General features: G+C 56.7%; 26 protein-coding genes and 2 pseudogenes. 16 read left to right on the forward strand and 12 right to left on the reverse strand.

The features are described 5' to 3' along the window. The 7 genes from AK821_RS04880 to AK821_RS04910 all read left to right on the forward strand — a co-directional run. The coding region (locus tag AK821_RS04880; RefSeq protein WP_442965577.1) for a bacteriophage T4 gp5 trimerisation domain-containing protein at positions 1-652 on the forward strand (652 nt) is incomplete at its 5' end. Then, positions 637-1,470, forward strand: a complete 834-nt coding sequence (locus AK821_RS04885) for a DUF4123 domain-containing protein (protein WP_082355410.1) — start codon at positions 637-639, stop codon at positions 1,468-1,470. The genes AK821_RS04880 and AK821_RS04885, both read left to right, overlap by 16 nt. A gap of 1 nt (position 1,471) precedes the next feature. After that, complete coding sequence (locus AK821_RS04890) at positions 1,472-4,480, forward strand: hypothetical protein (RefSeq protein WP_064388550.1); 3,009 nt, start codon at positions 1,472-1,474, stop codon at positions 4,478-4,480. After that, entirely contained in the window at positions 4,473-5,444 is a 972-nt protein-coding gene (locus tag AK821_RS04895) for a tetratricopeptide repeat protein (protein ID WP_064388552.1), read from the forward strand. The genes AK821_RS04890 and AK821_RS04895 overlap by 8 nt, the downstream gene beginning before the upstream one ends. Positions 5,445-5,689: 245 nt before the next feature. Continuing rightward, on the forward strand, positions 5,690-6,436 hold the full coding sequence (locus AK821_RS04900; protein WP_236708292.1) for a tetratricopeptide repeat protein: 747 nt from the start codon (positions 5,690-5,692) through the stop codon (positions 6,434-6,436). A gap of 301 nt (positions 6,437-6,737) precedes the next feature. Next, positions 6,738-8,036 carry a hypothetical protein gene (locus tag AK821_RS04905; protein ID WP_064388554.1) on the forward strand — a complete coding sequence of 433 codons (1,299 nt, stop codon included), beginning with the start codon at positions 6,738-6,740 and terminating at the stop codon, positions 8,034-8,036. A 163-nt stretch (positions 8,037-8,199) separates the two neighbouring features. Further along, complete coding sequence (locus tag AK821_RS04910; protein WP_064388555.1) at positions 8,200-8,826, forward strand: hypothetical protein; 627 nt, start codon at positions 8,200-8,202, stop codon at positions 8,824-8,826. 172 nt (positions 8,827-8,998) lie between these two features. Here AK821_RS04910 and AK821_RS31305 read toward each other — a convergent pair whose 3' ends face one another. Beyond that, positions 8,999-9,322 (reverse strand): NMCC_0638 family (lipo)protein, encoded by a 324-nt coding sequence (locus AK821_RS31305; RefSeq protein WP_442965579.1) that lies wholly within the window; start codon positions 9,320-9,322, stop codon positions 8,999-9,001. A 267-nt stretch (positions 9,323-9,589) separates the two neighbouring features. Here AK821_RS31305 and AK821_RS04915 point away from each other — a divergent pair, with 267 nt between their 5' ends. Further along, on the forward strand, positions 9,590-9,799 hold the full coding sequence (locus AK821_RS04915) for a hypothetical protein (protein ID WP_064388558.1): 210 nt from the start codon (positions 9,590-9,592) through the stop codon (positions 9,797-9,799). Between the two features lie 9 nt (positions 9,800-9,808). On the opposite strand, the gene AK821_RS04920 is transcribed toward AK821_RS04915, so the two are convergent. Continuing rightward, positions 9,809-10,177 carry a cupin domain-containing protein gene (locus tag AK821_RS04920; protein ID WP_236708293.1) on the reverse strand — a complete coding sequence of 123 codons (369 nt, stop codon included), beginning with the start codon at positions 10,175-10,177 and terminating at the stop codon, positions 9,809-9,811. A 133-nt stretch (positions 10,178-10,310) separates the two neighbouring features. On the opposite strand from AK821_RS04920, the gene AK821_RS04925 reads away from it, so the two are divergent. Then, positions 10,311-10,913, forward strand: coding sequence for a glutathione binding-like protein (locus tag AK821_RS04925; protein WP_082355409.1), 603 nt, complete (start codon positions 10,311-10,313; stop codon positions 10,911-10,913). Positions 10,914-10,919: 6 nt separating this feature from the next. Here the strand turns inward: AK821_RS04925 and AK821_RS29955 are convergent. Continuing rightward, a pseudogene (locus AK821_RS29955) lies at positions 10,920-11,048 on the reverse strand (alpha/beta hydrolase); the annotation flags it as partial. A gap of 178 nt (positions 11,049-11,226) precedes the next feature. Between AK821_RS29955 and AK821_RS04930 the strand changes: the two are divergent. Beyond that, complete coding sequence (locus AK821_RS04930) at positions 11,227-11,607, forward strand: RidA family protein (protein WP_064388561.1); 381 nt, start codon at positions 11,227-11,229, stop codon at positions 11,605-11,607. A gap of 246 nt (positions 11,608-11,853) precedes the next feature. After that, positions 11,854-12,882 (forward strand): alpha/beta fold hydrolase, encoded by a 1,029-nt coding sequence (locus tag AK821_RS04935; RefSeq protein ID WP_064388564.1) that lies wholly within the window; start codon positions 11,854-11,856, stop codon positions 12,880-12,882. A gap of 215 nt (positions 12,883-13,097) precedes the next feature. Here the strand turns inward: AK821_RS04935 and AK821_RS31310 are convergent. The 6 genes and pseudogenes from AK821_RS31310 to AK821_RS04960 form a co-directional block, all read right to left on the reverse strand. Beyond that, positions 13,098-13,187: pseudogene (locus AK821_RS31310) on the reverse strand (DUF6124 family protein); the annotation flags it as partial. Between the two features lie 167 nt (positions 13,188-13,354). After that, entirely contained in the window at positions 13,355-14,380 is a 1,026-nt protein-coding gene (locus AK821_RS04940; RefSeq protein WP_064388565.1) for a GlxA family transcriptional regulator, read from the reverse strand. 50 nt (positions 14,381-14,430) lie between these two features. Further along, the gene (locus AK821_RS04945) at positions 14,431-15,552 is read right to left on the reverse strand and encodes an agmatine deiminase family protein (RefSeq protein WP_064388566.1); all 1,122 of its coding nucleotides are present in this window, start codon (positions 15,550-15,552) and stop codon (positions 14,431-14,433) included. Between the two features lie 49 nt (positions 15,553-15,601). Then, entirely contained in the window at positions 15,602-16,705 is a 1,104-nt protein-coding gene (locus AK821_RS04950) for an extracellular solute-binding protein (protein ID WP_064388568.1), read from the reverse strand. Between the two features lies 1 nt (position 16,706). After that, complete coding sequence (gene aguB, locus AK821_RS04955) at positions 16,707-17,615, reverse strand: N-carbamoylputrescine amidase (RefSeq protein WP_064388570.1); 909 nt, start codon at positions 17,613-17,615, stop codon at positions 16,707-16,709. A 4-nt stretch (positions 17,616-17,619) separates the two neighbouring features. Beyond that, on the reverse strand, positions 17,620-18,672 hold the full coding sequence (locus AK821_RS04960) for an agmatine deiminase family protein (protein WP_064388573.1): 1,053 nt from the start codon (positions 18,670-18,672) through the stop codon (positions 17,620-17,622). Positions 18,673-18,783: 111 nt separating this feature from the next. Here AK821_RS04960 and AK821_RS04965 point away from each other — a divergent pair, with 111 nt between their 5' ends. Further along, positions 18,784-19,692, forward strand: coding sequence for a LysR substrate-binding domain-containing protein (locus tag AK821_RS04965; RefSeq protein WP_064388575.1), 909 nt, complete (start codon positions 18,784-18,786; stop codon positions 19,690-19,692). Here AK821_RS04965 and AK821_RS04970 read toward each other — a convergent pair. Both AK821_RS04970 and AK821_RS04975 read right to left on the reverse strand, forming a co-directional pair. Continuing rightward, positions 19,641-20,801 (reverse strand): radical SAM/SPASM domain-containing protein, encoded by a 1,161-nt coding sequence (locus AK821_RS04970; protein ID WP_064388577.1) that lies wholly within the window; start codon positions 20,799-20,801, stop codon positions 19,641-19,643. The genes AK821_RS04965 and AK821_RS04970 overlap by 52 nt on opposite strands. Positions 20,802-20,923: 122 nt before the next feature. Next, positions 20,924-21,820 (reverse strand): LysR family transcriptional regulator, encoded by an 897-nt coding sequence (locus AK821_RS04975; RefSeq protein ID WP_064388578.1) that lies wholly within the window; start codon positions 21,818-21,820, stop codon positions 20,924-20,926. Between the two features lie 116 nt (positions 21,821-21,936). On the opposite strand from AK821_RS04975, the gene AK821_RS04980 reads away from it, so the two are divergent. Then, entirely contained in the window at positions 21,937-22,338 is a 402-nt protein-coding gene (locus AK821_RS04980) for a RidA family protein (protein ID WP_064388580.1), read from the forward strand. 17 nt (positions 22,339-22,355) lie between these two features. On the opposite strand, the gene AK821_RS04985 is transcribed toward AK821_RS04980, so the two are convergent. Beyond that, positions 22,356-23,912 (reverse strand): sensor domain-containing diguanylate cyclase, encoded by a 1,557-nt coding sequence (locus tag AK821_RS04985; protein WP_064388581.1) that lies wholly within the window; start codon positions 23,910-23,912, stop codon positions 22,356-22,358. Positions 23,913-24,264: 352 nt separating this feature from the next. Here AK821_RS04985 and AK821_RS04990 point away from each other — a divergent pair, with 352 nt between their 5' ends. From AK821_RS04990 to AK821_RS05000, 3 genes are all read left to right on the forward strand, one after another. Next, positions 24,265-25,128: a putative selenate ABC transporter substrate-binding protein gene (locus tag AK821_RS04990; RefSeq protein ID WP_064388582.1), complete on the forward strand. Its 864-nt coding sequence runs from the start codon at positions 24,265-24,267 to the stop codon at positions 25,126-25,128. Further along, complete coding sequence (locus tag AK821_RS04995; protein ID WP_064388583.1) at positions 25,125-25,922, forward strand: phosphonate ABC transporter ATP-binding protein; 798 nt, start codon at positions 25,125-25,127, stop codon at positions 25,920-25,922. Before AK821_RS04990 ends, AK821_RS04995 begins: the two co-directional genes overlap by 4 nt. Beyond that, positions 25,916-26,347: PhnE/PtxC family ABC transporter permease (locus tag AK821_RS05000; protein WP_442965580.1), on the forward strand; the 432-nt coding region annotated here is incomplete at its 3' end. The genes AK821_RS04995 and AK821_RS05000, both read left to right, overlap by 7 nt.

Consider the following 26,347-nt stretch of genomic DNA (forward strand, 5'->3'; position numbering starts at 1 on the left):
CCTCAGCTCGATGGGCGGAGGCGGCTACAACGAACTGCGCATCGAAGACAAAAAAGGTCAGGAACAGATCTACCTGCACGCCCAGCGCGACTGGGACGAAAACATCGAGCACGACCAGAAAATCCGCGTCGGCAACGAACGCCACGACACCGTCGAGCAGAACAGCTACAGCGAATTCAAAGCCGAAGAACACCACACCGTCTACGAAGACCGCAAAGTCGAAGCCCGCGCCAATGATCACCTCACCGTGGGCGTGAACCAGCACATCAAGATCGGCACCGGCCAGTTCATCGACGCCGGCCAGGAAATCCACCTCAGCAGCGGCATGAAAGTGGTGATGGAAGCCGGTGCGGAGCTGACCCTGATCGGCGGCGGCAGCTTTATCAAGATTGATGCTGGTGGTGTGACCATGAGTGGGCCGGTGATCAATATGAACTCCGGCGGCAGCCCCGGCAGCGGCACGGGAGCGGCGCCGTTGTTGCCGGGGTTGTTGAAGCAGGCTGATGCTGACAAGGCTGGCAAGGTGTTAGTCCCGCCAATGACCAATCCATTTGTACGAAAAAGCGTTCAAGGCCTGCCCCTTGTTCCGATCTGTGGAAAGCAAGCCAATGGCGCTTGCTCGCGAGAGGTTTGCCCATGTCTGAATGGCTGAGTCTTTTCCTTGAACAACCCGTGGCCACGACGCCATCGGACAGCAGTGGAAACCGCACCCTGTATGGCATCATCGACAGCGTTCGCCAGCCTCGGGCGCTGGAAAAGCTCTACCAACAGTCCGGGTTGAATGATGTTGAAAAGCTGTTTCAGGACACGCCGTTCGCCGAAATGAATGACGTCAGTCCGATCTGGCTACAACTGACACCGGGAAGTCCTGCCACCGCCCAAGCCGTAGAGCTATGCCGCGACAACCGCGCGGGCCTTTTACTGACCTCGCGTGAAAAGCCGGAGACCGCGCTCTTGCATGCTCGTTGCCTCCTGCGCATGAACGACCCGTCTCATGGTGACTCGCTGGCGCGCTACTACGACCCGGCATTCTGGAGTGCGCTGGCGCTGACGATACCCGCCCGAGCGCTGTTCGGCCCTTGGGATCGCGTCTATACCCCGCCCGCTCACATCGACGATCAACAATGGCGTGTTTGGGAACAAACAGAAAAAGTTGATGCCTCTAATGGCGAACAAAAATATCCGCTGCACCTAAAGAGCGACACGCTGTTAGCGTTCGATGAAATCCGTTGGTGGTACTGGATTCGGCTGCGGAACGCCGAGTCCGCTGCGAGCTTATCGGATTCTCAACTGTCTGGTGTGTCCGATAATTTGCAACTGCTGGTGGATCACGGCATTGAAGAAGGACGTCATCTTGAGCACCTGCTGCCGAATCTGAATCAAGGTCCGCTGCAGGCCCGCGCCGACGTCATGAACGTGCTGAGCAGCGACATGCCGGCATTCGAGAAAGTACAACGACTGGAAGTCTGAGATGACAGGTACGTCCGAACAAACACCCGCGCCAGAACAACCACCTGTTGTCATTCCGGCCGATCCGCCAAAAAAGACTGCCGACGCGGAGACGTTCTGCAAAGACAAGAAGCCGGGCTGCAGCAGCAGCTACGACGACATCATCTACGTCACCGGTCAGCGCCGTTTCTGGCTGTTGCCCAAGCGCACGTCCGAGAAACTCAAGGAAAGCGTCAGCCTGCTCAAACAGAAAACCGTCGACGCTGATAAAGCCACGCGCATGAGCAACATCGCCGACGCGGGGTTGATGGACTACTTCCTCACCCCGGGCCCGGAAGCCTTTCTCGAAGGCGAGCAACATAGCAGTTACCTCGATTCGAAATCGGCAATCCCCGAAGACACTACCAAAAAAGCGCAGTGCCGCAAGGATTGGGAGGCGGCAAAAGCCAAGGGTGACAGCAACGCCACGATGCACGCCGAGCGCGAGATGTTCCACGCTGGACAGCGCATCGAGAAAAACCAGAAAAACATGGAAACCCTCGAAAAAGTTTCCGACGAAAAAGCAAAAACGTTGGGGTACAAACGAGAAAACGGCGTCTTCTATACCCCGCGCGCGTTAAAGGCCTGTGAAGCCATCGATACGTACATTAAAGAGCGCGACAAGGCGAAAGCCCACGGCTACAAAATGTTCGATCCAGGCACCAAGAAGATCGCTTCGGCTTGGGAACACCTAAAAGAATATAAGGCCCTTCACAAAAAGCTGATTGAAACCGGCGAGATCGACGAAAAGAAACTCAAGGGTGTGCAAATCAACATCCTGGCGTTGAAAGACCTGATGTCCAAGTACATCAATGCCATCGTCGAGCTTGCCGAGTGCGGGATTGCAGTTCCCGAGTTTGCGCTGAGTCCCGATGACCAATACGCCGGTACCGAGGATTTTCAGGCATTCATCGAGCTGACCACCAAACGCGATGAGCTTGAGAAAAAGATCGAAGAACGTTACTCCCAATGGGTCTCGGCCACTGGCGGCAAATCTGCGCCACCCGGCGTGCTCTTCGTCAGCTTGCAGAAACAGTGGTACGACCTGAATGACGAGGCAGAGCGAATTCAGAACACCGCCGAAGCACGCGTTCGAGCACTGAAGCCGCCCCGTCTGTTTCTCTGGGACGCGGAAAGCTACAAGCCAAAACCCCTCGAACGACTGGCCAAAACAAACATTCCACTGCGTGAGCTCAGCAGCGCATCGTCGACGACGATTCTGAACCACATCAGCTTGAAACATCTGGCGCAGGTCAGCGGCAACGCATTCGAGGGTCAACTCAAAGAACTCGCGACCAGTTTGCCCAAATCGATTGCCAAAGAATCCGACGACGACCGGGTATTCAGTGATTGGCTGGAACAGGAAGGCGCGCTGCAGTTCGATGAAAAGGGGCCATGGTTCGATGAACATGGGCTTTTCGTGCCTGAAAAATTCTTCACCGCCCTGGAAGCCAAAGGCTACAGAGTCGAAAGCATCAAAGCTGAAGCCAAGCGCAAAAGCTGGGGCGAAAACCTCAAAGCCATGGTTTTCGAAGATAAGCAGTTGCGCAACCTCATGCTGTTCGACAACAGTCCGCAGGCCCAACTGGTTCGATGCTTACTCCCGGAAAGCGCCAACCTTCTGTCCGAAGTCAAAATGGAAGGCCCCACTCTGAAAAGTGGTTCCCCTCAGATTGCCAACGTAGAAGTTGCACTGGATGTAACAGCGTGGCGCGGGGAAGTCAGCTTACTGAAAGTCGAATTCCCGAAACGGGCAAAAGCCGACCCTTGGATCGCAAAATACAAGGCTCATGACGGCAGCGTGCGCAGCGTCAACTTCGGCAAACTGTCTCTGGATCTGGAAGCCAAGGCCTGGGGATTCGCTGGCGCAAGTCTCATGCTGTCACGCGACCTGACCCTGGACCAGAAAACCGGCTACACCAGCCTGGTCGGTGTAGACATCGCTGAAAAATCCGGCGACCTCGCCAAGTTCGAAGTGTTTGCCGGCGCCCAAGCCGGGTGCAAAGTCACCGGCAAACTGTTCTGGTGCCCTCCCCCAAGCGTCCTCCCGCCTGCTCCCGTGCCCAATCGCATTTCAGCCAACCAGTGGCGCCCTTTGGCCAAACTGGAAGTTGAAGTAGCCGTGGCCATCGGCGCCGGCTACACCGGCGACATGCACCTACGGATGCAAAACGGCCTACTGCTGTTATCGATCAAGGGCGCGCTGGTCTGGGGCGCAGGCGTCAAAGGGTATTTGACCTTTGAAGTCGGCTACGACAGCATCGTAGCCTTGACGGAACTGGTGCGACAGGAAATGGCCGCGAACCAATACAAGGATCTTGAGTGGGTCGATGGCGAAGCCATGGACTACCTGCAGAAACTGAGCTTCCTCGGCGCCACGGGTATCGATGTGGCGTTTGCCTATGTGCGTGGGTATTCCATTGTTAAAGGGATATTTGATGCGCTGACCGAGGGGGGACGCGGGGGACAAATTGCTCACACACTTATCTTGGATAAAAACCAAAAAGTAATGCAGGATTGGGTTTACAACCTAACCCCACAGGCCCTAGGCCCATTACTAATGGCTTTAAGTACTTCACCTAGGTCATTTTCTGCTGAAGATGATGAGGACAGTAAAAGCTACAACAACGACGAGGCATACCTCATTCAACAACAAGCAATTGAAAGATGCCTCAGTTGGATTTCAAAAAAACCTAATGCGAATTTGCAATTTGAAGAAGCAATTATTTGCATGAATCGTGACGGGATTCGTCCCCCGCAGGCAGGACTTATGTTCTGCAAAAATAAGTTAAAACTCGATCTATTCATGAATGAAAGGGTTTTAGGCCACATCCCGGGCAACAACAGAATGCGGGAGCGATACTCAGAAAACGCTAAACTTCTAGGGGCGAGAATGAATAGCCACTGCACTTACTCGAGCACATATACCGGCCCTGCATTTGCACCCATTCAAGAAGTCAAGGCTTTCTACAAAGGACCAAACATTGATTAAAACAATATACGCCATTATTTTATATTCAATATTTCTATCCACTTCAGCTTTTGCAGAACTTACGACCGATCAACAAGTAGCAAAGAATAAAGGCCTTATCCTGTATCAGCAAAGTGATTGGTACGATTCTCAGCCGCTACTGAAAATTGCGGCAGATGCGGGAGACAGTACAGCGCAATATTACTTGGGAGAGGCTATCCGCCTCAGCAACCGCTACACCACCGAAGACGCAAAAAAATGGTACGAATCAGCAGCTAAGCAAGGAAATTTGTATGCAATGCTTCGGTTGAGTAATTCGCATGATTTGTGCAAAGAGATGGGGAGTTGCTCAGGTAAAAGCAATGAAGAATGGCGGAATTATGCACTACAGGTTGCAAATGAGCGCGCCGAGAAAGGCGATACTGAGGCAATGATTGTTTTATTTACTGCCAAGCAAGGTTTGCAATGGTTGGAAAAAGCAGCGACGGCAGGCAGTGGATTTGCTCAAAAAGTCCTTGCTGGTAAGTACAAAGATGGTGAAGGCTGGTTCCTCATTCCTGGCAGCCGCGAAAAAGCCGTTGAGAAATGGTTCAAAGCTTCAGCGGAGAGCGGCTACCCACCGGGTATGTACCTTTACGCAAATTTTTTATATGAAAATAAAGCAAGCAAAGAAGACGTAGGATATTGGCTAAAAAAGGCCGCTGAGTCAGGCCACATTGATGCCGCTGGTGGATACGCCCTCACTGTAGCGCATCTCCCTGACAGCTACGGATTTCCGTTGGACTTAGTAGAAGCCTATGGAATCACCTACCTTATCTCCCATTTGCAAGGTGGTGGCGTAGCCCCTGAGGATGCTAGAAGAAGCCTTCCTGAAATTGCAGAAAAGATGAGTCCTCAAGAGATCAAGGATGGGATCCGCTTTGCCAAAGATTGGGAAAAGAATCACCCACCACTTTCCTACTTTGTTCCGGCTTACGGCTACTGATTTAAGGAAGTTTATCTGTGTCCGCTTTCCGCCCTATTTTCTTGAGCATTGCCTTGTGGGTTTCCACCACATCAATTTCCAACGCCCAAGTCATTGAAAATCAAGCGGCAGCGAAAGAAACTGGCATTATGCTTTAGCAAAGTGCATGGACTTCCTCGCGGACTTTTTTACTAACCGCTGCCGAAGCAGGCGATCGAGACGCTCAGTATTACTTAGGCGAGGCCATCCGCCTAAGTAACCGTTACATGACAGAGGACGCCGTAAAATGGTACGAGGCCGCAGCCGAAAAAGGACACATCTATGCCATGCTGCGTCTTAGCAACCAAGAAGAACTATGCACTCTAGTCGAAACCTGCACGCAGAAAAATGTTAAGGACTGGAGAACTTTGGCCTTAAAAACTGCACACGAACGCGCGGAGAGAGGCGACACCGAAGCAATGGTTGCGCTCTTTACAGCAAAACAAGGTTTGGAGTGGTTAGAAAAGGCTGCAGAGTCGGGTGATAACTTTGCCCAGCAACTTCTAGCAAGTGCCTACCAAAATGGACAGGGTTCGTTCCTGATCCCGGGCAGTCGAGAGAAAGCAGTCAAGAAGTGGTTTAAGGCGTCTGCGGAAGGGGGCTATCCTCCCGGAATGTACCTTTATGCTAACTACCTATATGAGCACGATGAAAAAAAGGAAGAGATAGGAAATTGGCTAAAAAAAACAGCTGAAGCAGGACATATTGATGCACTTGGAAGCTATGCCCTCAATATCGCCCACCTTCCGAACAGTTACGACTTTCCGCTCGATTTAGTCAAAGCCTATGGCTTTACGTATTTGATAACACAGCTCCAAGGAGGGGGAGCAGCACCAAGGGAAGCGAAGATCAGCCTCCCTGAGATTGCAGAAAAAATGAAACCTGAAGAAATCGAAATGGGAATTTCATTCGCAAAAGAATGGGAAAAGACACACCCTCCGCTTTCCTATTTTGATCCAATTTACGGATATTAAGCCAATTTATTCCCAAGGCTACCGCCAAATGTTATAAGTGCAACTAGCCCTTGGGCATTTGTAGAACCAACGATCGCATAACAAGAAATTAAAATTTTATAAATCCCACCAATGATTAAAAACACCATATTTTTATTTCTCTCTTTAGCAATGTCTAACTTTGAACATTTTTTCGCCCTACGCGAAATGGTGAGAAGGATCGATGCAACGCGGAAATTTTTAAACACCTCACCGCCCTTGTGTAAAATTTCGCTCCTTTGGGTCAGTGCGCTTTTGACAATGCTGATTAAGGACGAACCCCATGGATTTTGATCACGACCTCCCTCGGCTTGGCGACATTCTGCTACTAAGGGGAAAGAGCCTGTTGACCAAGCCCAATATGGCCATTCAATCAATCACACGCTTGCAAATCGCGAGCTACTCACATGTTGCGATGGTTACCGGTCAGAACATGATAATTGATGCCAATCCAGGCATCGGAATCACCTTGCGTCAATGGGATGAAGTGAGTCATTCCTACGACATCGCCAATTCGTTGTTAGTCCGACACCGCTACGCAGACGATGCGGCGACTTGGAATTTGCTCGAACAGGCTCAATACTATTACGGTCAGAAATACAAGATAACTGCGTTAATCAGTAACGAGGCGGAATTTTCTGACAATGAGGGCATTGTGTGCTCACAGTTCATCGCGCAAATTTTTCAGGATTGCGCACTGCCCTGCTCAGGAAAGTCGTGCCGCAAAAGCCTTCCCACAGATATTTATACTTTTACCAAAGCCAGCTCGGAATGGGTTCAACGGCCGCTCTCGGAAATCAGAATTGGAATAAGTTGCCGCTCTAGCGAGATCGCTCACTCCATAGTTCAAGTCAATCACCAAATGGATAATCATGTCGCTGCATCGCTAAAGCAGGCGTTTGATTTAAGTCGTCTGTTTCATGAGTTAACGGCAGACATAGCGGACGCAACAGACTTGATTAACGTAGCGAATGGTGGCTTGATTCCTCTGGCCAAGCGGATGGAAGCAGCAGCCACCAGCAACATTTCCATCGAGCATTTCAGTAAATCGTGGCGGCAATACTTTCTCGAGCCAAGAGCCAAGGCAACCTTCCTCCACGAGGCCGGCACGGCAGCTGAGCAGCCTATAAAAATCTTCATTAAGACATGTGAAATTGTAAAGCAACACAATACAGCGGCAGACAACGCGTCGGAGCAACTGAATTTGTTACTGACGCAGCTTGAACATATTTCAAAGTCCCTTCCCGCGGCGCCCTCTGACATTGAAATTCAAACGTGGGTTATCAACCATCTTGAGATCCGCAAAGAATTACAGCGGCAAATAGATATTCTGGACTGGATCATTATTTCCAGTCCAGGCAATCTTGATTTTGCCAAAAGCTTTGATTTCCAAGCCTTTATGGAAGAATACGATAAAGACCCCAAGCCTGATTTCAATGAAGCAATAGATACGCTGGTGATCATTGCTGACTATTGTCGCCATTGTAATAGCTGGGCACAACAACGCCCGCTTTATGAGCAGATAATGAGTGCTCATCACCTGCTCGGCAATGTACAAGGGGCCGCGCTCCACGCCCCTTGAACATGCCCCGCCCCCCGCATTGAGGCCGGAAAAGGCCGGAACGACCTGCTCATGCAAATCCCTGCACAGGCGCTGGCGCTAGCACACACTGTGTCCTAACCTTTCCTGGCCAACAGGAACCACATGAGCACCCATCGGCAATGTGGACTAAGGGAGCAAGCGCATGGCGAACAAAAAAGGAACTGCATTGGTAGCTGATCTGGGGACAATCGACGAAGCAGCAGGAATTTTCGGAATATGTTATTCGATACTGACATGGAGTGGTGTCGGAAAAGGATTCAGCCCTTTCAGCTTGGGTTCCTGGACGAAAACCCTAGGAAAACTTGCGGAGGATGGACACGCAACAACGTTTCTTATCGATGGCGAAAACATCACACTGACGGGAATCAGTGAGACCGGTTGGGAATTCTCCACGGGTACGCTTGCCTCGCAGGATTGGGCGCGCGCCACCGGAAGCGCAACGACGTACGTTTACTATATTGGCGTAAACGAGCAGTTCATAAAAAAATATAGAAAACTTCAAGCCAGGTTGAAGAAAACGAAGACTGCCTATGACGTCCTTTGGCCAAATCTTGCCAATGCGAAAACCCAATACCAGAACTGTGTCAGCCATAGCCACTATCTGGTTTCCGAGCTAGGCCTCGCTCACTGGGCAAACACCATCAAGGGCTGGTGGATGCCGTCCGCAAGCAACTGGGTAGATTGGTTTAAAAGTTTTGCACCTACCCAACGAGACGGGTTCAGTTGGAAGTACAAGAAATTCGATAGCACAAACACGCACATTCCATAACCATCTTTCCGGGACGGCAATGAATACACTTGCGCGCACCTCGCCCGCCATTTCATCTACGACCGAGCCCAGGCCATTCGGGGCTTAGTCGTAGATAGAATGTACACGCCCCCCCTCACACATCTGAACAAGGAGAGGTTCATGACCAGGATTTTCGTACTGTTCACGCTCATCAATCTGCTCGCCGGTTGTAACACTTACTCTGACGGACACCCTCGCAGTTCCGAAGACCCCGGCTGCAAAACTGCGCAAAAACAGGCAGGTTGCCTCTAAGCGATTGCGCCAAGGCACGGGTTTCAATTTGCCCATTGAAGGGCGATCGCGTGCGCTCGCTCTTTACCCGTGCGGAGGTAAAGGGCTGCGATGGATTAGCGATCAGCGCGGTGAACAGTCTGATAGCGGCCGCAGTGTCTACTCGACGGACATGTACGGCACAAAAATTCTTGCCAATGGGAAGTGCCAGTACAAACGTCCCGTCCCAGACGTGCAAACGCAAAGCCTTGCCTGCTGCGAATATTCTGCGGTTGACGCTATTTAGCTGCGATAAACACTCAAGCTAGCAGGGTTTTAATTCTTTGCCACTTCTCTATCAAACGATGATTCTTTGCCTGGATCTGAGTTGCGCCTCAACGAAGCGGTGACGAAATGCGCAGCGCAGCTGAGAGGTGTGGCAATCAACTTCAGACAGAAGTCGCGCCGCGCAGTAATCTATCGGTTTAGCGCAAGTCTTTAGCCAAATCGATCGATGGAGGATGATCCTTGTATGACGAAACAACCGCCCGTCACTCAACCAGCCGCCAGCGCCGCCGATATCGAGCGTTCGATCCAGGCCCTGAACAAAATGGCTGAACGCCTCTGGGGGGAGGGTCGAGAGGCGGAAGCCAAAGCCCTGCTCGATGCTCTCGACGCCTTGAACCGGGCGCTCGACCGAATTCGCATTGGTGAGAGCCGCAGGGCCGCTACCCTGCATTGAACCTGGCGCTTACGGCTTGAGAATCAGCAATGGCTCAGCCTTCTTGACGATGTAGGTCGCCAGTTCCGACCCCTTGTCCTGGCCGACGTTCCTGGCGATATGCGCCACGCCCTCAGGAATGAACAGCGAATCTCCCGTCTTCAGTGTCACTGGCGCCCTGCCTTCCAATTGATATTCAAAAGTGCCGCTGATCACGTACGCCACCTCGACACCGGGGTGCGCATGTTTCGGTGAAGTCACTCCCGGGGCGAAATCGACTCGCGCCTGAATCACTTCGCGATCATTCGCACCGAGATCCTCGCGAACCAGATCGGTACGGCTCAAACCTTGCTGCCAGCTCTTCGGTTGGGTGTCCGCCGCGTGAGCGATACCGATCATTGAAATGACTACCGCAGCAGTGGCCAGAAACAGGGGACGGCGCATGGTGTTGCCCTCTTGAACGTAGTGGTGTGGAGGGCTTTATTCTGAGTGCAGCATATTGGCGGAATGTGTCGCAAGCCGGACGTTTGTTATGCGCATGTGTACACGAACGGGCTGGATACACGCTTATACAAAAGAGTCTTGGTCTTGCCGCAGCGCCAACAGCCAGGTTCGGAAAGCGACGATCTTTTTCGAGTCGGCGGTTTTATGCGGCGAGATAAATCCCAAGGGCTATGTCGCCGCACTGGAGCTGGATAACGCTCAAGTGCTGACGGAAGGCCCGGCGATCCTGCAGTACCTTGTCGACCTCGTACCGGGCAATCGACTGGCGCCCGCACCCGGAACCTGGGCGCGCACGCGCTTGCAGGAACAGCTGAGTTTCATCAGCACGGAAATCCATGGCGCTAGCGCGCCGCTGTTCAGCGCGGACATTCCCGAAGCGATCAAGGCCATCTTCAAGCACAAGCTGTTCAAGCGCCTGGACTATCTGAACCGCACTCTCGCCGACCAGGACTGGCTGATCGGCGACTTCAGCGTCGCCGATGCCTATTTGTTTACCGTGCGCAGATGGCTACCGACCTTCAACATCGACATCGTCGACTGGCCAGCGCTCGACGCTTACATGCACCGTATCGGTTCGCGCCCCTGCGTGGCGGCGGCGATCGCGGCTGAAGCGGCAACGCAAGCAGTTTGATCAGGGCGCAGCAGCCGGCAGATGTTGTTGCGTCAGAGCGCCAGGACTTTCCCCGATATCCGGTACAAACGCGGCGATATACACCAACCCGACGACATTTGGCTGATTGCCGGCCTCGGTAATCACTGCGCCACCCCAGAATCCGTGTACCAGCACAATCGTCGGCTTGTTGCTCATGGCCCTGCTCCTGTATGAAAAGAGAAGATGGTTGCCTGTTTCGCGCAGAAGTATGGTGCCGATCGCCCGAACGGGCCATGTCGGCAACGAATCTGTAAACTGACGCGATCTTCACTCGCTCAAACAAGAGAACCCCATGGCCAATCAAGACATCATCTTCACCCCCGATCCGGATGCCGATTCCATTTCCTCCGACGTCACTACGTTCAACGGCATCATGGTCTCCACGCAGATCCCGACCCGGGCCGACGGCAGCCTGGAACTGGGTGGCATCACCGAGCAGAGCGAATGCACGCTGCAGGCGCTGAAAGTCGCACTGGAGCGCGCCGGCAGCTCGATGGATCGGGTCATGCACCTGACCATCTACCTCACCGACATGGCCGACCGCGGCGCGTTCAACGAAGTCTACCAACGCTTCTTCGCCAAACCGTGGCCGGTGCGTGCGGCAGTGGGCGTGGCGTCGCTGGCCGTTGAAGGGATGCGCGTGGAAGTCACGGCGATGGCGGCCAAGGCCTGATCCCCGACAGCTCGTGTTGGCGTCCGACAGGCGCGCATTGATACTGAATGTGCCGACGCCTTCGCGAGCAAGCCCGCCCATACAGGGTTGTGTACCACAGTGTGTACGAACCTGTTGGCGATACATCGACTTGCAACCAAAGCCTTTTTCGACACAGCCCGGATACGTCCCTGCGCTCAAATGCACTCAAGGTTTCAAGGGTTCACAAAGACCCCTCGGCCAAAGGTTCGCACAGGAGACGTCAGCATGAAAAAGGCACTGCACACCCGCAACACCGCGTTCGGTTTGTCGATTCTGGCTTTGTCGTTGTTCGGCGCTGTGACCAGCGTTCAGGCGCAAGCGGTGGAACCTGCGGCCGTCAGCTATTCGGCGCCCTCGCCCTTCGGCCCGTTGAAACATGTGAAGGCCGGCGTGCTCGACGTCGCCTACGCCGAAACCGGCCCCGTCGACGGCCCGGTGGTGATCCTGCTGCACGGCTGGCCCTACGACATTCACAGCTACGACGAGGTCGCGCCGTTGCTCGCGGCCAAGGGTTATCGGGTGTTGATGCCGTATGCGCGCGGTTACGGCGATACGCAGTTTCTCTCCAAAGACACCCTGCGCAACGGCCAACCGGCGGCGCTGGCCAGTGATGTGATCGACTTCATGGATGCGCTGAAGATCAAGCAAGCGGTGCTCGGCGGTTATGACTGGGGCGCGCGTTCGGCGGACATCGTCTCGGCGCTGTGGCCGGAACGGGTGAAGGCATTGGTCTCGGTCAGCGGTTACCTGATCGGCAATCAGGCCGCCGGGCAGAACCCGCTGCCGCCCAAGGCTGAGTTGCAGTGGTGGTATCAGTTCTACTTTGCGACTGACCGTGGCCGCGCCGGTTACGAGAAGAACACCCACGACTTCGCCAAACTGATCTGGCAAACCGCCTCGCCGCAATGGAAGTTCGACGACGCCACGTTCGACCGTAGCGCCAAGGCGTTGCAGAACCCCGATCACGTCGACATCACCGTGTTCAATTACCGCTGGCGTCTGGGCCTGGTACAGGGCGAAGCGAAGTACGCAGCGCTGGAGCAGAAGCTCGCCACGGCACCGTCGATCAGCGTGCCGACCATCACCCTTGAAGGCGACGCCAACGGTGCACCGCACCCGGCGCCGGAGGATTACGCCAAGCGCTTTACCGGCAAGTACCAGTTCCGCTTGATCAACGGCGGCATCGGCCACAACCTGCCGCAGGAAGATCCGCAGGCGTTTGCCAAGGCTGTGATTGATGCGGATCACCTGTAGAAACTAAAAAGCAGTCAGCCGCGAAGGCTGACTGCTTGATTATTTGATAGTGGGCTTGAGGCTTGAGGGATGGTCCCGTTTTACAGATGCTTGCCTGAACGGACGCCATCGCGAGCAGGCTCACTCCTACAGGGGGAACGCATTTCAAATGTAGGAGTGAGCCTGCTCGCGATCACGCCCGACCAGACACCCTCAACCCCGACTAACGTACGCGATCAGTCGGTTGGCACAACCAGATCCAACGCCTTGTTCACCGCCAATTCCCCCAACATGACCACTTGCGCAATGCCCAGCAGCGTCTGGCGTACGCGTGGGCAACGGCGCAAGGTGTTGTAGCCGTTATGACGTAACAGTGCGTGTAAGTTTAAAAGCCCCTCACCCTAGCCCTCTCCCAAAGGGAGAGGGCTAGGGGGAGGGGGGAGGTTCGCCGACGTGGAATTTCGAGGTGAGTTCAGGTGGGTAACGGCTTGGGTTATTTGACCAGGCGTTTTTCTTTTGATGGGCGATAGCCGAAATACGAGCTGTAGCACTTGCTGAAATGACTCGGCGAAACAAACCCGCAAGCCACCAGCACCTCCACCTGCGACAACTCAGTGTGCTGCAACAAACGCCGCGCTTCGGTAATTCGCAATTCCAGGTAATAACGCTGCGGTGTGGTGCCCAGTTGTTCCTTGAACAGACGCTCCAACTGCCGACGAGAACGCCCGGCGTACACCGCCAGTTGCTCCAGCTCCAGCGGTTCCTCAAGATTGGCATCCATCAGTTTCACCACCTCTCGCAACGGCGCACTGACGCAGAGGTTTTCATCCGGTTTGATCCGCCGGTAGCGCGATTCTTCGAAGGCCAGAATATCCTCGATGCCTTCGACCAAAGCTTTGCCGTGCAGGCTCTTGATCCAGTCCAGCGCCATGTGAAACGCCCCGGACGGACTTGATGCCGTCAGGCGGTCGCGATCGATTACGTAGGGTTCACTGCTGACGTGGGTGGCTTTGGCGATTTCGGTCAGCGCCGGACGGTGCTCCGGGTGGATTGCGCAGCGGTAGCCATCGAGCAGCCCGGCGCGGCCAAGAAACCACGAGCCATTCCATAACCCGGCAAGCGAGATGCCGCGCTCCGCTGCTGATCTGAGCAAGCCGATAAACTCATCACTCGCGCGCAGTTCGGTGCGATACCCGCCACACACCACCAGCAGATCCAGTTGCGCCAGCGCGGCTGAATCCAGACGTGCATCGGGGCGGATCACCAGGCCCAGGTCACTGATGACTTCGCCGTCGCCCAAACCAAACGTGCGCGACGAAAACAGCCCCGGGCGCAGCAGGTTGGTGGTGACAACCGTATCCAGTGCCTGGGTAAAGGCCGGCAGTGAAAAATGTTCGAGCAGCAGAAAACCGGTGCGGGTCAGGCGCGTGTCATCCGCGCCTTGCTCATTCAGATAGCGGAGGTTTTTCCCCTTCATGCCTCCGCTGAATTGGCGTCGTTCGATCAAGTTGTGGTCCATCGGTCATGTTGTTATGCGCCGATAGTTGGCTTGATCGGTCAAAGAGTCAATCACGCCTGTGGTTGATGGCTGGTCACGCAGTGAATTCCGCCCCCGCCAGCGGCGATGGCATCGATGTTGAGCTGGACGATTTCGCGATCCGGATACAGTTGCGAAAGCAGATCGAAAGCCTTTTTGTCTGCCGCTTTATCGCCGAACTCCGGGGCGATGATCGCGCCGTTGATGACGAAATAATTGATGTAACCGGCGGCAAAGTCCGGGTTGTTCTGGTTGAACTTGCTTTTGCGCGGTTTCAGCGGCGGCGACATCGTGTGGATCTGCAATTTGCGGCCATCAGCATCGGTGGCGTTCTTGAGGATTTCCAGGTGCGCCAGGGTGACCTTGTGATCGTAGGATTCAGGGTCGGTGTCGAGGTTGGCGATGACCACGCCGGGCTTGATGAAGCGCGCGTAGAAATCGACGTGGGCGTCAGTGATGTCCTTGCCCTTGATGCCCGGCAGCCAGATGATTTTGCGCAGGCCCAGGCGTTCCTTCAATTGCGCTTCGACATCGGCCTTGCTCCAATCAGGGTTGCGGTTGCTGTTGATCCAGCTGCTCTCGGTCATGATCCCGGTGCCGTGACCGTCGACCTCGATGCCACCGCCCTCACCCACCAGATCGGTGCGTATGTACGTGGCTTGCGCGTCGTCGGCGACCAGTGCGGCGATCTTCGAGTCTTTACCGTGCTGCTGTTTGCCACCCCAACCGTTGAAGTTGAAGTCCACCGCGCCCAAACCACCCTTGTCGTCGATGACGAAATTGGCGCCGATGTCGCGCATCCAGATGTCATCCAGCCCGGCAGTGACGTAAGTGATATTGCGCGTACCGCAAAATTCTTCGGCGATGCTGCGCTCGTTCTTGCGGCAGAACACGGTGACCGGTTCAAACCGGGCGATGGCGCGAGCAATGCGGCCGAGAGCTTCCTGGACGTCTTCGGTGAAGTCTTCCCAGATCGCGTCCTGCGCGCCGAAAGCGATATAGGCGCGCTCATGTTTGTCGCCTTCGTCGGGCATGAACCAGCGGCCTTGCGCGGCCGCCAGGACTTTGCCCGGCGAAAGGCCCAGGCCTGTAACCGCAGCGCTGACAGCGGCGACCACCGAGGCCTGTTTGATGAAATCGCGACGAGTCGTCATGTTGCTTTTCCTGTAGAAAAAAGGGCCGGCGCAATACGCCGGCCATGGATCATTTGCCAGTGGCAGTCTTGAATTTGGTCCAGGTGCGCATACGCGCTCGCATGTCGGCCTGGGGAATGTCCTTGCCCGGAATCAATCGAGCATAGGTCGCTTCGTCGAGGTAGATGTCCGGGTTGTCACGCATGCTCGCATCGACGTTCGCCCGCGCCTTGGCGTTGGAGGTTGGGTAGCCGGTGAAATTGCTGATCGCCGCCATGTTCGCCGGGCGCATGACGAAGTTGATGAATGCATAGGCGTATTCCGGGTGTTTGGCGTCGACCGGAATCGCCATGGTGTCCATCCACACCGTGGTGCCTTCGCGAGGCACGCGATACTGAAACCTGGTGTGCTTACCGGCACTGTCCGAGGTGCGCTGGGCCTGAGTCATGTCGCCGCTGTAGCCGAGTGACAGACACAGGTTGCCGTTGACCAGATCGGTCACCGGTTGCGACTGGAACTTGCGGATGTACGGCCGCAACTTCATCAGCAATTCACTGGCGGCGGCCAGATCCTCGGCTTTGCCGCTGCGCGGATCGCGACCGAGGTAATTGAGCACCACCGCCAATGCCTCGTCCGGCGAGTCGATCATCGAGATGCCGCAATCGGCAAACTTCGCCGCCAGCTCCGGTTTGAACAGCATGTCGAGGCTGTTGACCGGTGCATCGGCCATGCGTTTTTTGATCTGCTCTTCGTTGAAGGTCAGGCCAATGGTGCCCCAGGTGTAAGGCACCGTGGCTTTGCTGGAGTGCCCGTAATGGCCGCGCAGTTTCTGCAAGCCGGGTTCGATGTCGGCCAGTTCGGTCAGCTTCGATTGATCCAGCGACATCAGGCTGCCGGCGCGCATCAAGCGTTCGGCGACGGTGTCACCGGGGAAGATCAGGTCGTAACCGCTGCCACCGGAGAGCATTTTCGCTTCGAGGGTTTCGCTGCCGTCCATGACGTCGTAGATCACCTTGATCCCGGTTTCGGCGGTGAAGCGACTCAAGGTGTCTTCGGCAAAGTAGTCGGCCCAGTTGTACAGCCGCAGGGTTTTGTCTTCGGCGTGCAGCGACGGCATCAAGCAGATCAGCGCCAAGCCGATCGCGCCGCGCAAGCGTTTGTGATGGATAGCCATGTCAAACCCCTTGGGTGTTCCAGCGTGCATGAAGGTGGCGACCGTCCTGACTCAGCAGCGGCCCGTACATGTCCGGACGCCGATCGCGATAGATGCCCCAGCTCAAACGCTCTTCGCGCATGGCCGCCAGATCGAGGCGCTGCACCAGCACACCGGTGCTGTCGCGGTCAGCGCTGGCGAGCAACTGGCCTTTGTGGTCGCTGATGAACGACGAGCCGTAAAAGCTCATTTGCAGGCTCGGATCGGTGGTCGCGGTTTCTCGACCGACCCGATTCGACGCCACCACCGGCAGCAGATTGGCAGCGGCATGGCCGCGCATGGTCATCTGCCAGTGGTCGCGGGAATCCAGCGCCGCGCAGCCCGGCTCCGAGCCGATAGCGGTCGGATACAGCAGCACTTCGGCGCCCATCAAGGCCAGGCAACGGGCAGTTTCCGGGAACCACTGATCCCAGCAGATGCCGACGCCGAGGCGGCCGAACGCGGTGTCCCAGACTTTGAAACCGGTATCGCCGGGGCTGAAATATTCCTTCTCTTGATAACCGATGGCGTTGGGGATGTGCGTCTTGCGGTACACGCCCAACAGGCGCCCGTCGGCGTCGGCCACGCTCAGCGAATTGAAGTAGGCGTTGCCGGCCTTTTCGAACCAGCTCAGTGGCAACACCACGCCCAGTTCACGGGCCAGTGCGGCGAAGCGCGCAAGCACGCGGCTGTCGCGGTATTCCTCGGCCAACGCCATGTGTTTATGGCTTTGCTCGATGCAGAAATACGGCGTGGCGAACAGCTCCTGCAACAGGATCACTTGCGCGCCCTGCTGCGCCGCTTCGCGCACGAGCTGCTCGGCGCGATCAAGGTTGCCGGATAAATCCCAGGTGCACGGCAGCTGGGTGCTGGCGATCGTCAGAATGCTCATGCTTTCAACCTCGCAGCGGCCAGGCTGGCTGCTGCTGGGTGATGCAATGCCCCCCGCCGCCGCCATGGGCCAGATGACTGATGCGGACCGGCACCACTTCGCGGCCGGGGAAAGCTTGCTCCAAGACTTTGGCGGCGACGTTATCCGCCTCGATGCCGTAGGCCGGCATGATGATTGCGCCGTTGGCGATATAGAAATTGGTGTACGAGGCGCAGAACACTTCGGCTTCGGTGTCGACGGCGTCGGTGGCTTCGAACAGTTCGATCAATTCGAATTTGCGGCCGTTGGCGTCGGTGGCCAATTCCAGCGCGCGACGGTTCTCTCGGGCCACTTCAGCGTACACCGACGATTGATCGTGGGTGGCGTCCACCAGCAATACCCCGGGACGGGCGAAGGCACAAACGCCGTCGACGTGGCCGTCAGTCATGTCGCCGGTGACGTAATCCGGATCGCCTGGCAGCCAGATGGTTTTCTTCACGCCGAGCAAACGGCTGAAGATTTCTTCCATCTCGCCTTTGCCGATGCCGGGGTTGCGATTGGGGTTGAGCAGCACCGATTCGGTGGTGATCAGCGTGCCTTCGCCATCAACGTGAATCGCCCCGCCTTCGTTGCTCAGCGGCGTGCCGAAGCATTCCAGACCGAGGTGGTTGAGCGCACGGCGCGCCAGGCTTTCATCCAGATCATGCGCCGACTTGCCGCCCCAGGCGTTGAAGCGCCAGCTCACACCGGCCAATCCTTGCTGCGGATGGCAGACAAAGGTCGGGCCGGAATCACGACACCAACTGTCGTTCACGGCCAGTGCAATCAGCTCGATGTTCGGCCCGCACAGCGCTTTAGCGCTAGCGATGGCCGATGGATCGACCACCAGTTTCACTGGTTCGAAACGGGCGATGGCGTTGGCGACGCGCGCAAAATCTTCCTGCACCTGCGCTAGCGTCACGCGCCAACCGGATTCCCACAACGTCTGGTTGTGCGGCCAGACCATCCACGTGGCGGCGTGGGTCATCCACTCTGCCGGCATCATCCAGGCGCTGTTTTTATTGTCGTTGTACTGCATGATAAGCCTCGTTAGTTAAGCCAATGTGTTCACGCCGCCAATGCTACGGACGCGCAAACAGGCAAACAAACGATGGATTTAGCGGATAACTGATTAGAGGAGCTTATCGATATGCTTAAACACTGGCCGCCACTCAGTTCCCTGCGCGGCTTTGAAGCCGCCGCCCGGCTCGGCAGTTTTCACAAGGCAGCCGAGGAGTTGAACCTCACTCAGTCGGCGATCAGCCAGCAGATCCGCAGCCTGGAAGCGTACCTGGAACAGCCGTTGTTTTTCCGCAGCGGACGCAGCGTTGCATTGACCGATGCCGGCCACGATTTGCTCAGCACCACGCAAGCGATGCTTCAGCAATTGGCGGTGGGGATCCGGCGTCTGGGCCAGTATCAGAAGCCCAATCAACTGGTGCTCAACACCACGCCGGCGTTTGCCCGGCACTGGTTGCTGCCACGATTGGCGGACTTTCGTGCGCAACATCCGGAAGTTGATCTGTGGATCTACAGCACCGATGAGGTGCCGGACATGGCCACGCAAACCATCGACATCGCCGTGCGTGACGACATCAGCGCCCAAGCCGAATGCAGCTTCAAAGTGCTGCATGCCGATCGCCTCTATCCCGCCGGCCATCCAAGCCTGTTGTCCCAACCCGCATCTCGGCGCACCACATTGCATGGTGAGCGGGAAATGGACTGGAGTCATTGGGCGGTCGAGGCCGGAATCGACGTCGGCCAGCAGGATCAGGGATTGAATTTCTCCGATCCCGGGTTGCTGCTCGACGCCGCCTGTGCAGGGCTTGGCATTGCCCTGGTCAGTCAATTGCTCAGCCGTCAGGCGCAGGCTGACGGCGTGTTGCAAGCGCTGGTGGAGGACACCATTCGCGGGCCGAACTGGGCGTTGCTGACGCATCGCGACAGTGAGCATGATCCGCTGGCGAAAAGCTTTATCGCCTGGCTATCAACCCATTTGAGCGTTGATCAAACCACCGAAAAGGCACCGGCGCCCAATCTGCCTTCCAGTCGACCGTGAAGCACATAGTGCTGATAGCCACTTGAGAATTCACCGGTGGACACTGCGCGCCTGACATCCTCGTTCAATCGGAAATACTGCGCCTCGTCAAAGTTTTCGGCACTGACCTCGCCCGCACGCCCGAGCAACTCGCTGTCCACGGCAAGGCCCATGCTGCTGAGGTTCTCGAAATCAATGATGCGATTGACCGCGTGTTGCTCCAGCACCCCTTGGTTGGGGAACATCGAGTAGATATGCATGCCCTTCTTGGCGCAGCGGCTGCACATGTCGACACAGTTTTTCTGCGTGTTCTTGCGCTGCATCAGTTCCGCAACCGGCATGTCGAGGTACTTGCCGACCTGATATTCGTTCTGATTGAAGATCGTGCAGCACAGGATCGTGTTGCCATTGCAGTCGATCACCAGCCAGTCATCCTTGAGCAGGCAATCTTGTTGAGGGTACTGCCGGGCAACATTGACAATATCGTCGTAGGGCGGCAGCGCCAGTCTTTTCAGGGTTTCATAGTCGGTATCGGTGACAGAAGGATCGCGCTCGATAATGGCCAGCGTTTTCTCCAACGGCATCATCACCGAATAACCGGTGGTGAACTTGAAGCCGAGGCGTTCGCTGAACTCACGCATCAACGCTTCCTCTTCGATGTTATCGAGGTAGCGGTGATAGTAGACGTCGACACGGGTACTCAAACCCAATCGCTGCTTGATCTCGTGCAGCGCAATCATGTTCTGTTTTACAACTTCGATATCACCGCCTACATGACCCTTTACGTAGGTGTCCTGATAAAAGCCTGACAGCGAAATACGGAAGTAACCCGGTTCGGCCAGCAAGGCCTTTTCCATGTTCTTGGCGAGATTGAGGTTGGTACTGATACCGCTGCCCATCCCGGCGGCATTGATGATCTCGATGAATTCGCCAATTTTCGGATGAACCAGAGGCTCGGTCCAGTTGTACAGATAAATCGACTTGACCCCTTCTGTGCGGGCCTTTTCGACGATCTGTTTGAACATGTCGATCTGCATGGCTTTTTTGAAGTTGAGGTTTTCCGAGTTGCCCATTGGGCAAGAGGGGCAGCTCAGGTTACAGGCGCCGACAATATCGATGTACATATTCATTGCGAGGGGAAGCTCCAGAGTTCGAAAGTCATGCATCTCATCACTGCATGCTTTCAAGTCGCCGATCGAGTTGGTTTTTTGACGGCATTACTGCGCAAGCTAGCAATAAACGCACCACTTTTCTAAGGCGCCATCAACGCCACAACCCAATCGATAAACACTCGCAACTTCAGGCTGACATGCCGGTTCGGTGGATACGCCAAATAAAGCGGCATAGGGTCGAGCCGCCAGTCTTGGAACAGTGGCACCAGTTCGCCGCGAGCCACATGGGCATCGGACATGTAAGTGGGCAGCCACAACACACCCATGCCTGCCAGGCCCGCCGCGAGGTAAGCATTGCCATCATCGACCGCGAGCACGTGGCGCCCTTTGATTTGCAGCTTTTCGCTGGCGTTGTGCAAGGCATACGGCAGCGGTTTGCCGGTGCGCGCCCAGAGGAAGCCGACCACCCGATGATGGGAATCTTCCAGTTCCTGTGGATGCCCAGGCGTCCCGGCCCGAGCCAGGTATTGCGGCGCGGCAAACACACCCAACTGCAGATCGGCGACCTTGCGGGCCATCAGCGACAGATCCATGAGTTCACCACCACGCACCACGCAATCAACGTTCTCATCGATGATGTCGACGATGCGGTCGCTGACGCCCAGGTCGATCTGGATATCCGGATATCGTGCGTGAAACTCCGGCAGCGCAGGAATCAGGATCAATCGCGCAAACGGACTGGGCACATCCACACGCAGCCGCCCCTTGGGGAGCGGCGCCGCACCGGGCAGGCTGCTTTCGGCGTCTTCCATGTCGGCCAGCAACTTGATCACACGCTCGTAGTAAGCGGCGCCATCGGCGGTGACGTTGACCTTGCGTGTCGTGCGATTGAGCAACTTCACTCGCAACCGCGCCTCCAACTGCTGCACCAGCTGAGTCACGGTGGTTTTGCTCATGTGCAGGGTTTCTGCCGCTTTGGTGAAACTCCCGGCCTCGACCACCCGGACAAACGCTTGCATTGCATCAAATCGGTCCAATGATCGCGCCTCGATTGTTTGAGAATCACAAACAGTGAACGCCAAGCTTGCGCGTTTATCGCTCGCCTGCAAATACCTACAGTGGCTCCATCCACTCAAACGAAGGAGCCCCTTCCATGACTCAGCGCGATGTTGTATTTCCACCCGCACGCCGCACCCTGTATGAACGTCATCGTTACTCGCCGGCCATTCGTTCCAACGGCTTTCTGTTCGTCTCCGGACAAGTCGGCAGCACCGAGGACGGCACGCCAGAGCCGGACTTGAAAAACCAGGTGCGCCAGGCTTTCGCTAACCTCAACGCAATCCTCGAAGAGGCCGGTGGCAGCTTCGCTGATGTGATCGATGTCACCGTATTCATCGTTGACCCGCCAGCGAAATTCGAGACGATCTGGGATGTCGTTCTGACCGAGTTCTGGGGCGAGGCACCGCACCCGACGGTAACGGCGGTAGGCGTGACCTGGCTGTATGGGTTCGATTTCGAGATCAAGGTGATTGCGAAGTTACCCGACGCGAGCTGACAGAGCCATTCGGCCATTCATACCACCCTGTTGCGCCCGCTCTGTTTGGCGGCATAGAGCCGCTCGTCCGCGAGTTTCAAGACGCTTGCCGCTGTCGCAGCGTCCGCATCGCGACACGCCACACCGATGGACATCGTCAACCTTCCCACCTGCGGCACCTCGGTTTCCTCGAGGTGCGCGCGGATTCTCTGTGCGATCATTCGCGCGGTCTCCAGAGAGGCGTCAGGAAGAATCAGCGCGAACTCTTCGCCACCGCAACGGCACGCAAGATCGCCCGAACGCGAGTTCTGTTTGAGGATGTCGGCAACGCTTTTCAAGGCAACGTCGCCAGCGTCATGTCCAAAGGTATCGTTGACGCGTTTGAAATGATCTATGTCCAGCGCCAGCACCGCATACCCCTGCCCGGTCTGATCCAGCAGCTCCAAAGAGGCAGCCATGGCGCGCCGATTGGCCAGGCCTGTGAGGGGATCACTTTGTGCTTCATGGCTAAGCTGACCGAGTTTCTGTTGCAGCAACTGCACACCCGCCAGCATCGCCTGGCGGATCGCGGCAGCGTCGCGATACCAGGCATGCACCCGATCCAACCGCTGCGTGGTGTCAGGTGCTGCCAACTGGTCGGCGACCGCCGACAGCTGCCGAAGTGGCCGAGCGATCAGCGTCGCTCCAACGAGGATCAGCGCAAGGCCGAACAGACCCGCTGGAATCATCCCGACGACCATGTCGCGCATCAGTTGTCCCAGCGGGGCAAGGCTGCGCTCGCGAGGTCGCTGCACCACCACCGCCCAATTGGCTGCTGGCACCCGGGCATACCCGGCGAGCATCGGCACACCTTTGTAGTTGTCACCTTGCAGGGTCCCGCTCTCACCGCGCAAAGCTGCATCTACCGTAAGGCTCCAGCCCAGGACTTCGCCGATCCGCTTCGGGTCCGGGTGATACAACAGCCGCCGGTTGCCATCGGCCACGAAAGCGAACGTGCCATCGTGATGAAAGTGGCGACTGATAATGGTGTGAAACGCGCTTTGCTCAAGCAAATAGACAGAGCCGCCGACGATCCCGAGAAATGTACCTGAGGGGCTGAATACCGGTTGCGAAACGAACACCACCAGATTGCCTGCCGAGGAAACATACACCTCACTGACCAGAGGCCGGCGCTCCTTGAGGGCTTGTTGGATACCCAGCGATTGCAGCGTGGCGCCGACAATCTGAAGGCTTTGCGGATACGCCTGAAGGACTTGACCGCTGGCATCCAGGATCGCCACCGAGTTGAAGTCGGTATCCTGTGCCTGCAAGCGCATGGCTTCCCTGCGCAACACCTCTGGTTTCTCCCAATGTTCGGCCAGCACGGTCGCGCTGTAACTCAAACGATTGTGCGCCGCCCCCAGAAACTCGGCGATGCTGGACGCGACCTTCGCCGCGTAGGCACCGTTAGCCTCCAGCGTCGAGTGAATCAGCGCCTCGCGCTGCACGCGATAGGCGACGTAAAGGCTGTTGCACAGGGTCGCCACGACCGATAACAGCACAAACAGCAGTATCAGTCCGCGCAGATCGATCGGCATCGGCCGGGAACGCTTCATCCCGTCACCCGTAGCGCGGATTTCCACTTCTGGACAATTAATGATGTGAGTAACGCTTGATCCATGAACGAAACTTCTGGTGGTGGGCGGGACGCAGTGAGCAGTTGCTGCCACGTTGAGAGTGTCATGGAGAATAGGCAGAGACCTTGCCTTTGTCACAGCACGGAATACCGTGGTAACAGTTTCTTTGAGCTCGTCAAAAGCTGCCCCCCCATAATCGCGCCGCCCTCTTCTAGATGGCGCTGGCCTTTGCGCGCATGAGTCCGTATAACCCTCGCCGATTCGTCTACCCTGAGTTTGCGCCTCACCTCGTAATTTCAGCTCTACCGACGCCCCTGAAACGGAGATTCCCATGCTCAAACAAACCCTGGCACTGACCGCCGGCCTGGCCCTGTCCTTTTCCGCGCTGGTGGCACAAGCCGCCGACGTGCTGCGCGTCAGCGCAATTCCCGATGAAGCCCCGACCGAACTGTTGCGCAAATTCGAACCGCTGGGCGCGTATCTGGAGCAGCAACTGGGCATGAAGGTGCAGTTCGTGCCGGTGGCCGACTACCCGGCCGTGGTTGAAGCCCTCGCGACCGACCGTCTCGACATGGCCTGGCTGGGCGGTTTCACCTTTGTGCAGGCGCGTCTGAAGACCGATGCAACGACTCCGGTGATCCCTCTGGTGCAGCGTGAACAGGATGCGCAATTCACCAGCAAATTCATCACTGCCGACCCGAACGTACATAGCCTCGCTGACCTCAAAGGCAAGACCTTCGCGTTCGGCTCGGTATCGTCAACCTCCGGCAGCCTGATGCCGCGTTACTTCATGCTGAAAAACGACAACATCAAGCCTGAAGCCTATTTCAGCCGCGTCGCCTACTCCGGTGCGCACGACGCCACCGTGGCCTGGGTGCAGGCTGGCAAGGTCGACGCGGGCGTACTGAACGCCAGTGTCTGGCAGAAGCTGGTGGATGCCGGCAAGGTCGACACCAACAAGGTCAAGGTCTTCGCCACGACGCCGACTTACTTCGATTACAACTGGACCGTGCGCGGCACCCTTGATCCGGCAGTGGCGGCGAAAATCAAGAAAGCCTTCCTGGATCTGGACCCGGCCAACCCTGAACAGAAGAAGATTCTTGATCTGCAGGCCGCCAGCCGTTTCATCGACACCAAGCCTGAGAACTACAAGGGCATCGAGGAAGCCGCCCGCGCCGCCGAACTGCTGAAATGACCCTGAGCCTCAAACAGGGCAGCCTGCGCCACGCCAATGGCGTCGACGCACTGCGCGGCGTCGACCTGCAGATTGGCGCGGGCGAACAGGTCGCCATCATCGGCCCTTCCGGCGCCGGCAAATCGAGTTTGCTAAACCTGCTGGCCACCGCGCTGCGGCCCAGCAGTGGTGAAATCGAAGTGCTTGGCGAACGCGCCTGGCACTTGTCCGCCCGCCAGCGCCAACGCCTGCGCGCGCGCATCGGCCTGGTGCATCAGGCGCCGCCGCTACCGCCGCGCCAACGCGTGGTAACCGCTGTGCTGGCTGGCAAACTCGGGCAATGGAGCCTGGGCAAAAGCCTGCTCAACCTGTTGCATCCACTGGACGTGGGCGGTGCTCGCGCCGTTTTGGCACGGCTCGATCTGGGCGACAAACTGTTCGCTCATTGCCAGCAACTGTCCGGCGGCCAATTGCAGCGCGTCGGCATCGCCCGGGTGTTGTACCAGGCACCGCAAATTCTGCTTGCCGATGAACCGGTGTCAGCGATGGACCCGGTGATGGCCGGGCACACCCTGTCGATCCTGTCGCGGCATGCCCGCGAGCACAACGTCACGTTGGTGGCGAGCCTGCATGCCGTTGACCTGGCGCTGTCGCACTTTGCGCGGGTGATCGGTTTGCGCGACGGCCAGATCCTGTTCGACAGCCCTTCCGGGCAAGTCAGTGAGGAAATGCTCGACGCCTTGTACGCCAACGAAAAACTGCAATCGCCGGCCGCTGCAGTCGCACCGCTGACTGTGCAGATTCCACGATGCTGAGCGCCGATTCACGCGATCCTGCGGCATGGCCGCGACTGCTGCTGAGCGTCCTGGCGATTGCGTTGCTGTGGCCGGGTATCCAGCTCAGCGAACTGGATCTGGGCGTGCTGCTGCAAGATGACAGCCGCAGCGAAATGGGTCGTTTCGTTTCGGCCTTCTGGCCGCCCGCGCACGATCAAGCGTTCTTGCAGCTGTTGCTCAAAGCCACGTTGCAAACCCTCGCCATCGCCACCGCCGGCATGGCCCTGGCGCTGCTGCTGGCGGTGCCGGCCGGGTTGCTGGCGAGTCGTGCACTGTCGTTGTCCGCCGCCTCGCGCGGTGGCGTGCCGAGCGCCATGGGCCGGTTGTTACGCTGGCCGATTCGCGGCTTGCTGATCTTTCTGCGTAGCGTGCCGGAGATCGTCTGGGCACTGTTGTTTGTCCGG

It is taken from the genome of Pseudomonas sp. RIT-PI-r, assembly GCF_001297015.1.
Classification (GTDB): domain Bacteria; phylum Pseudomonadota; class Gammaproteobacteria; order Pseudomonadales; family Pseudomonadaceae; genus Aquipseudomonas.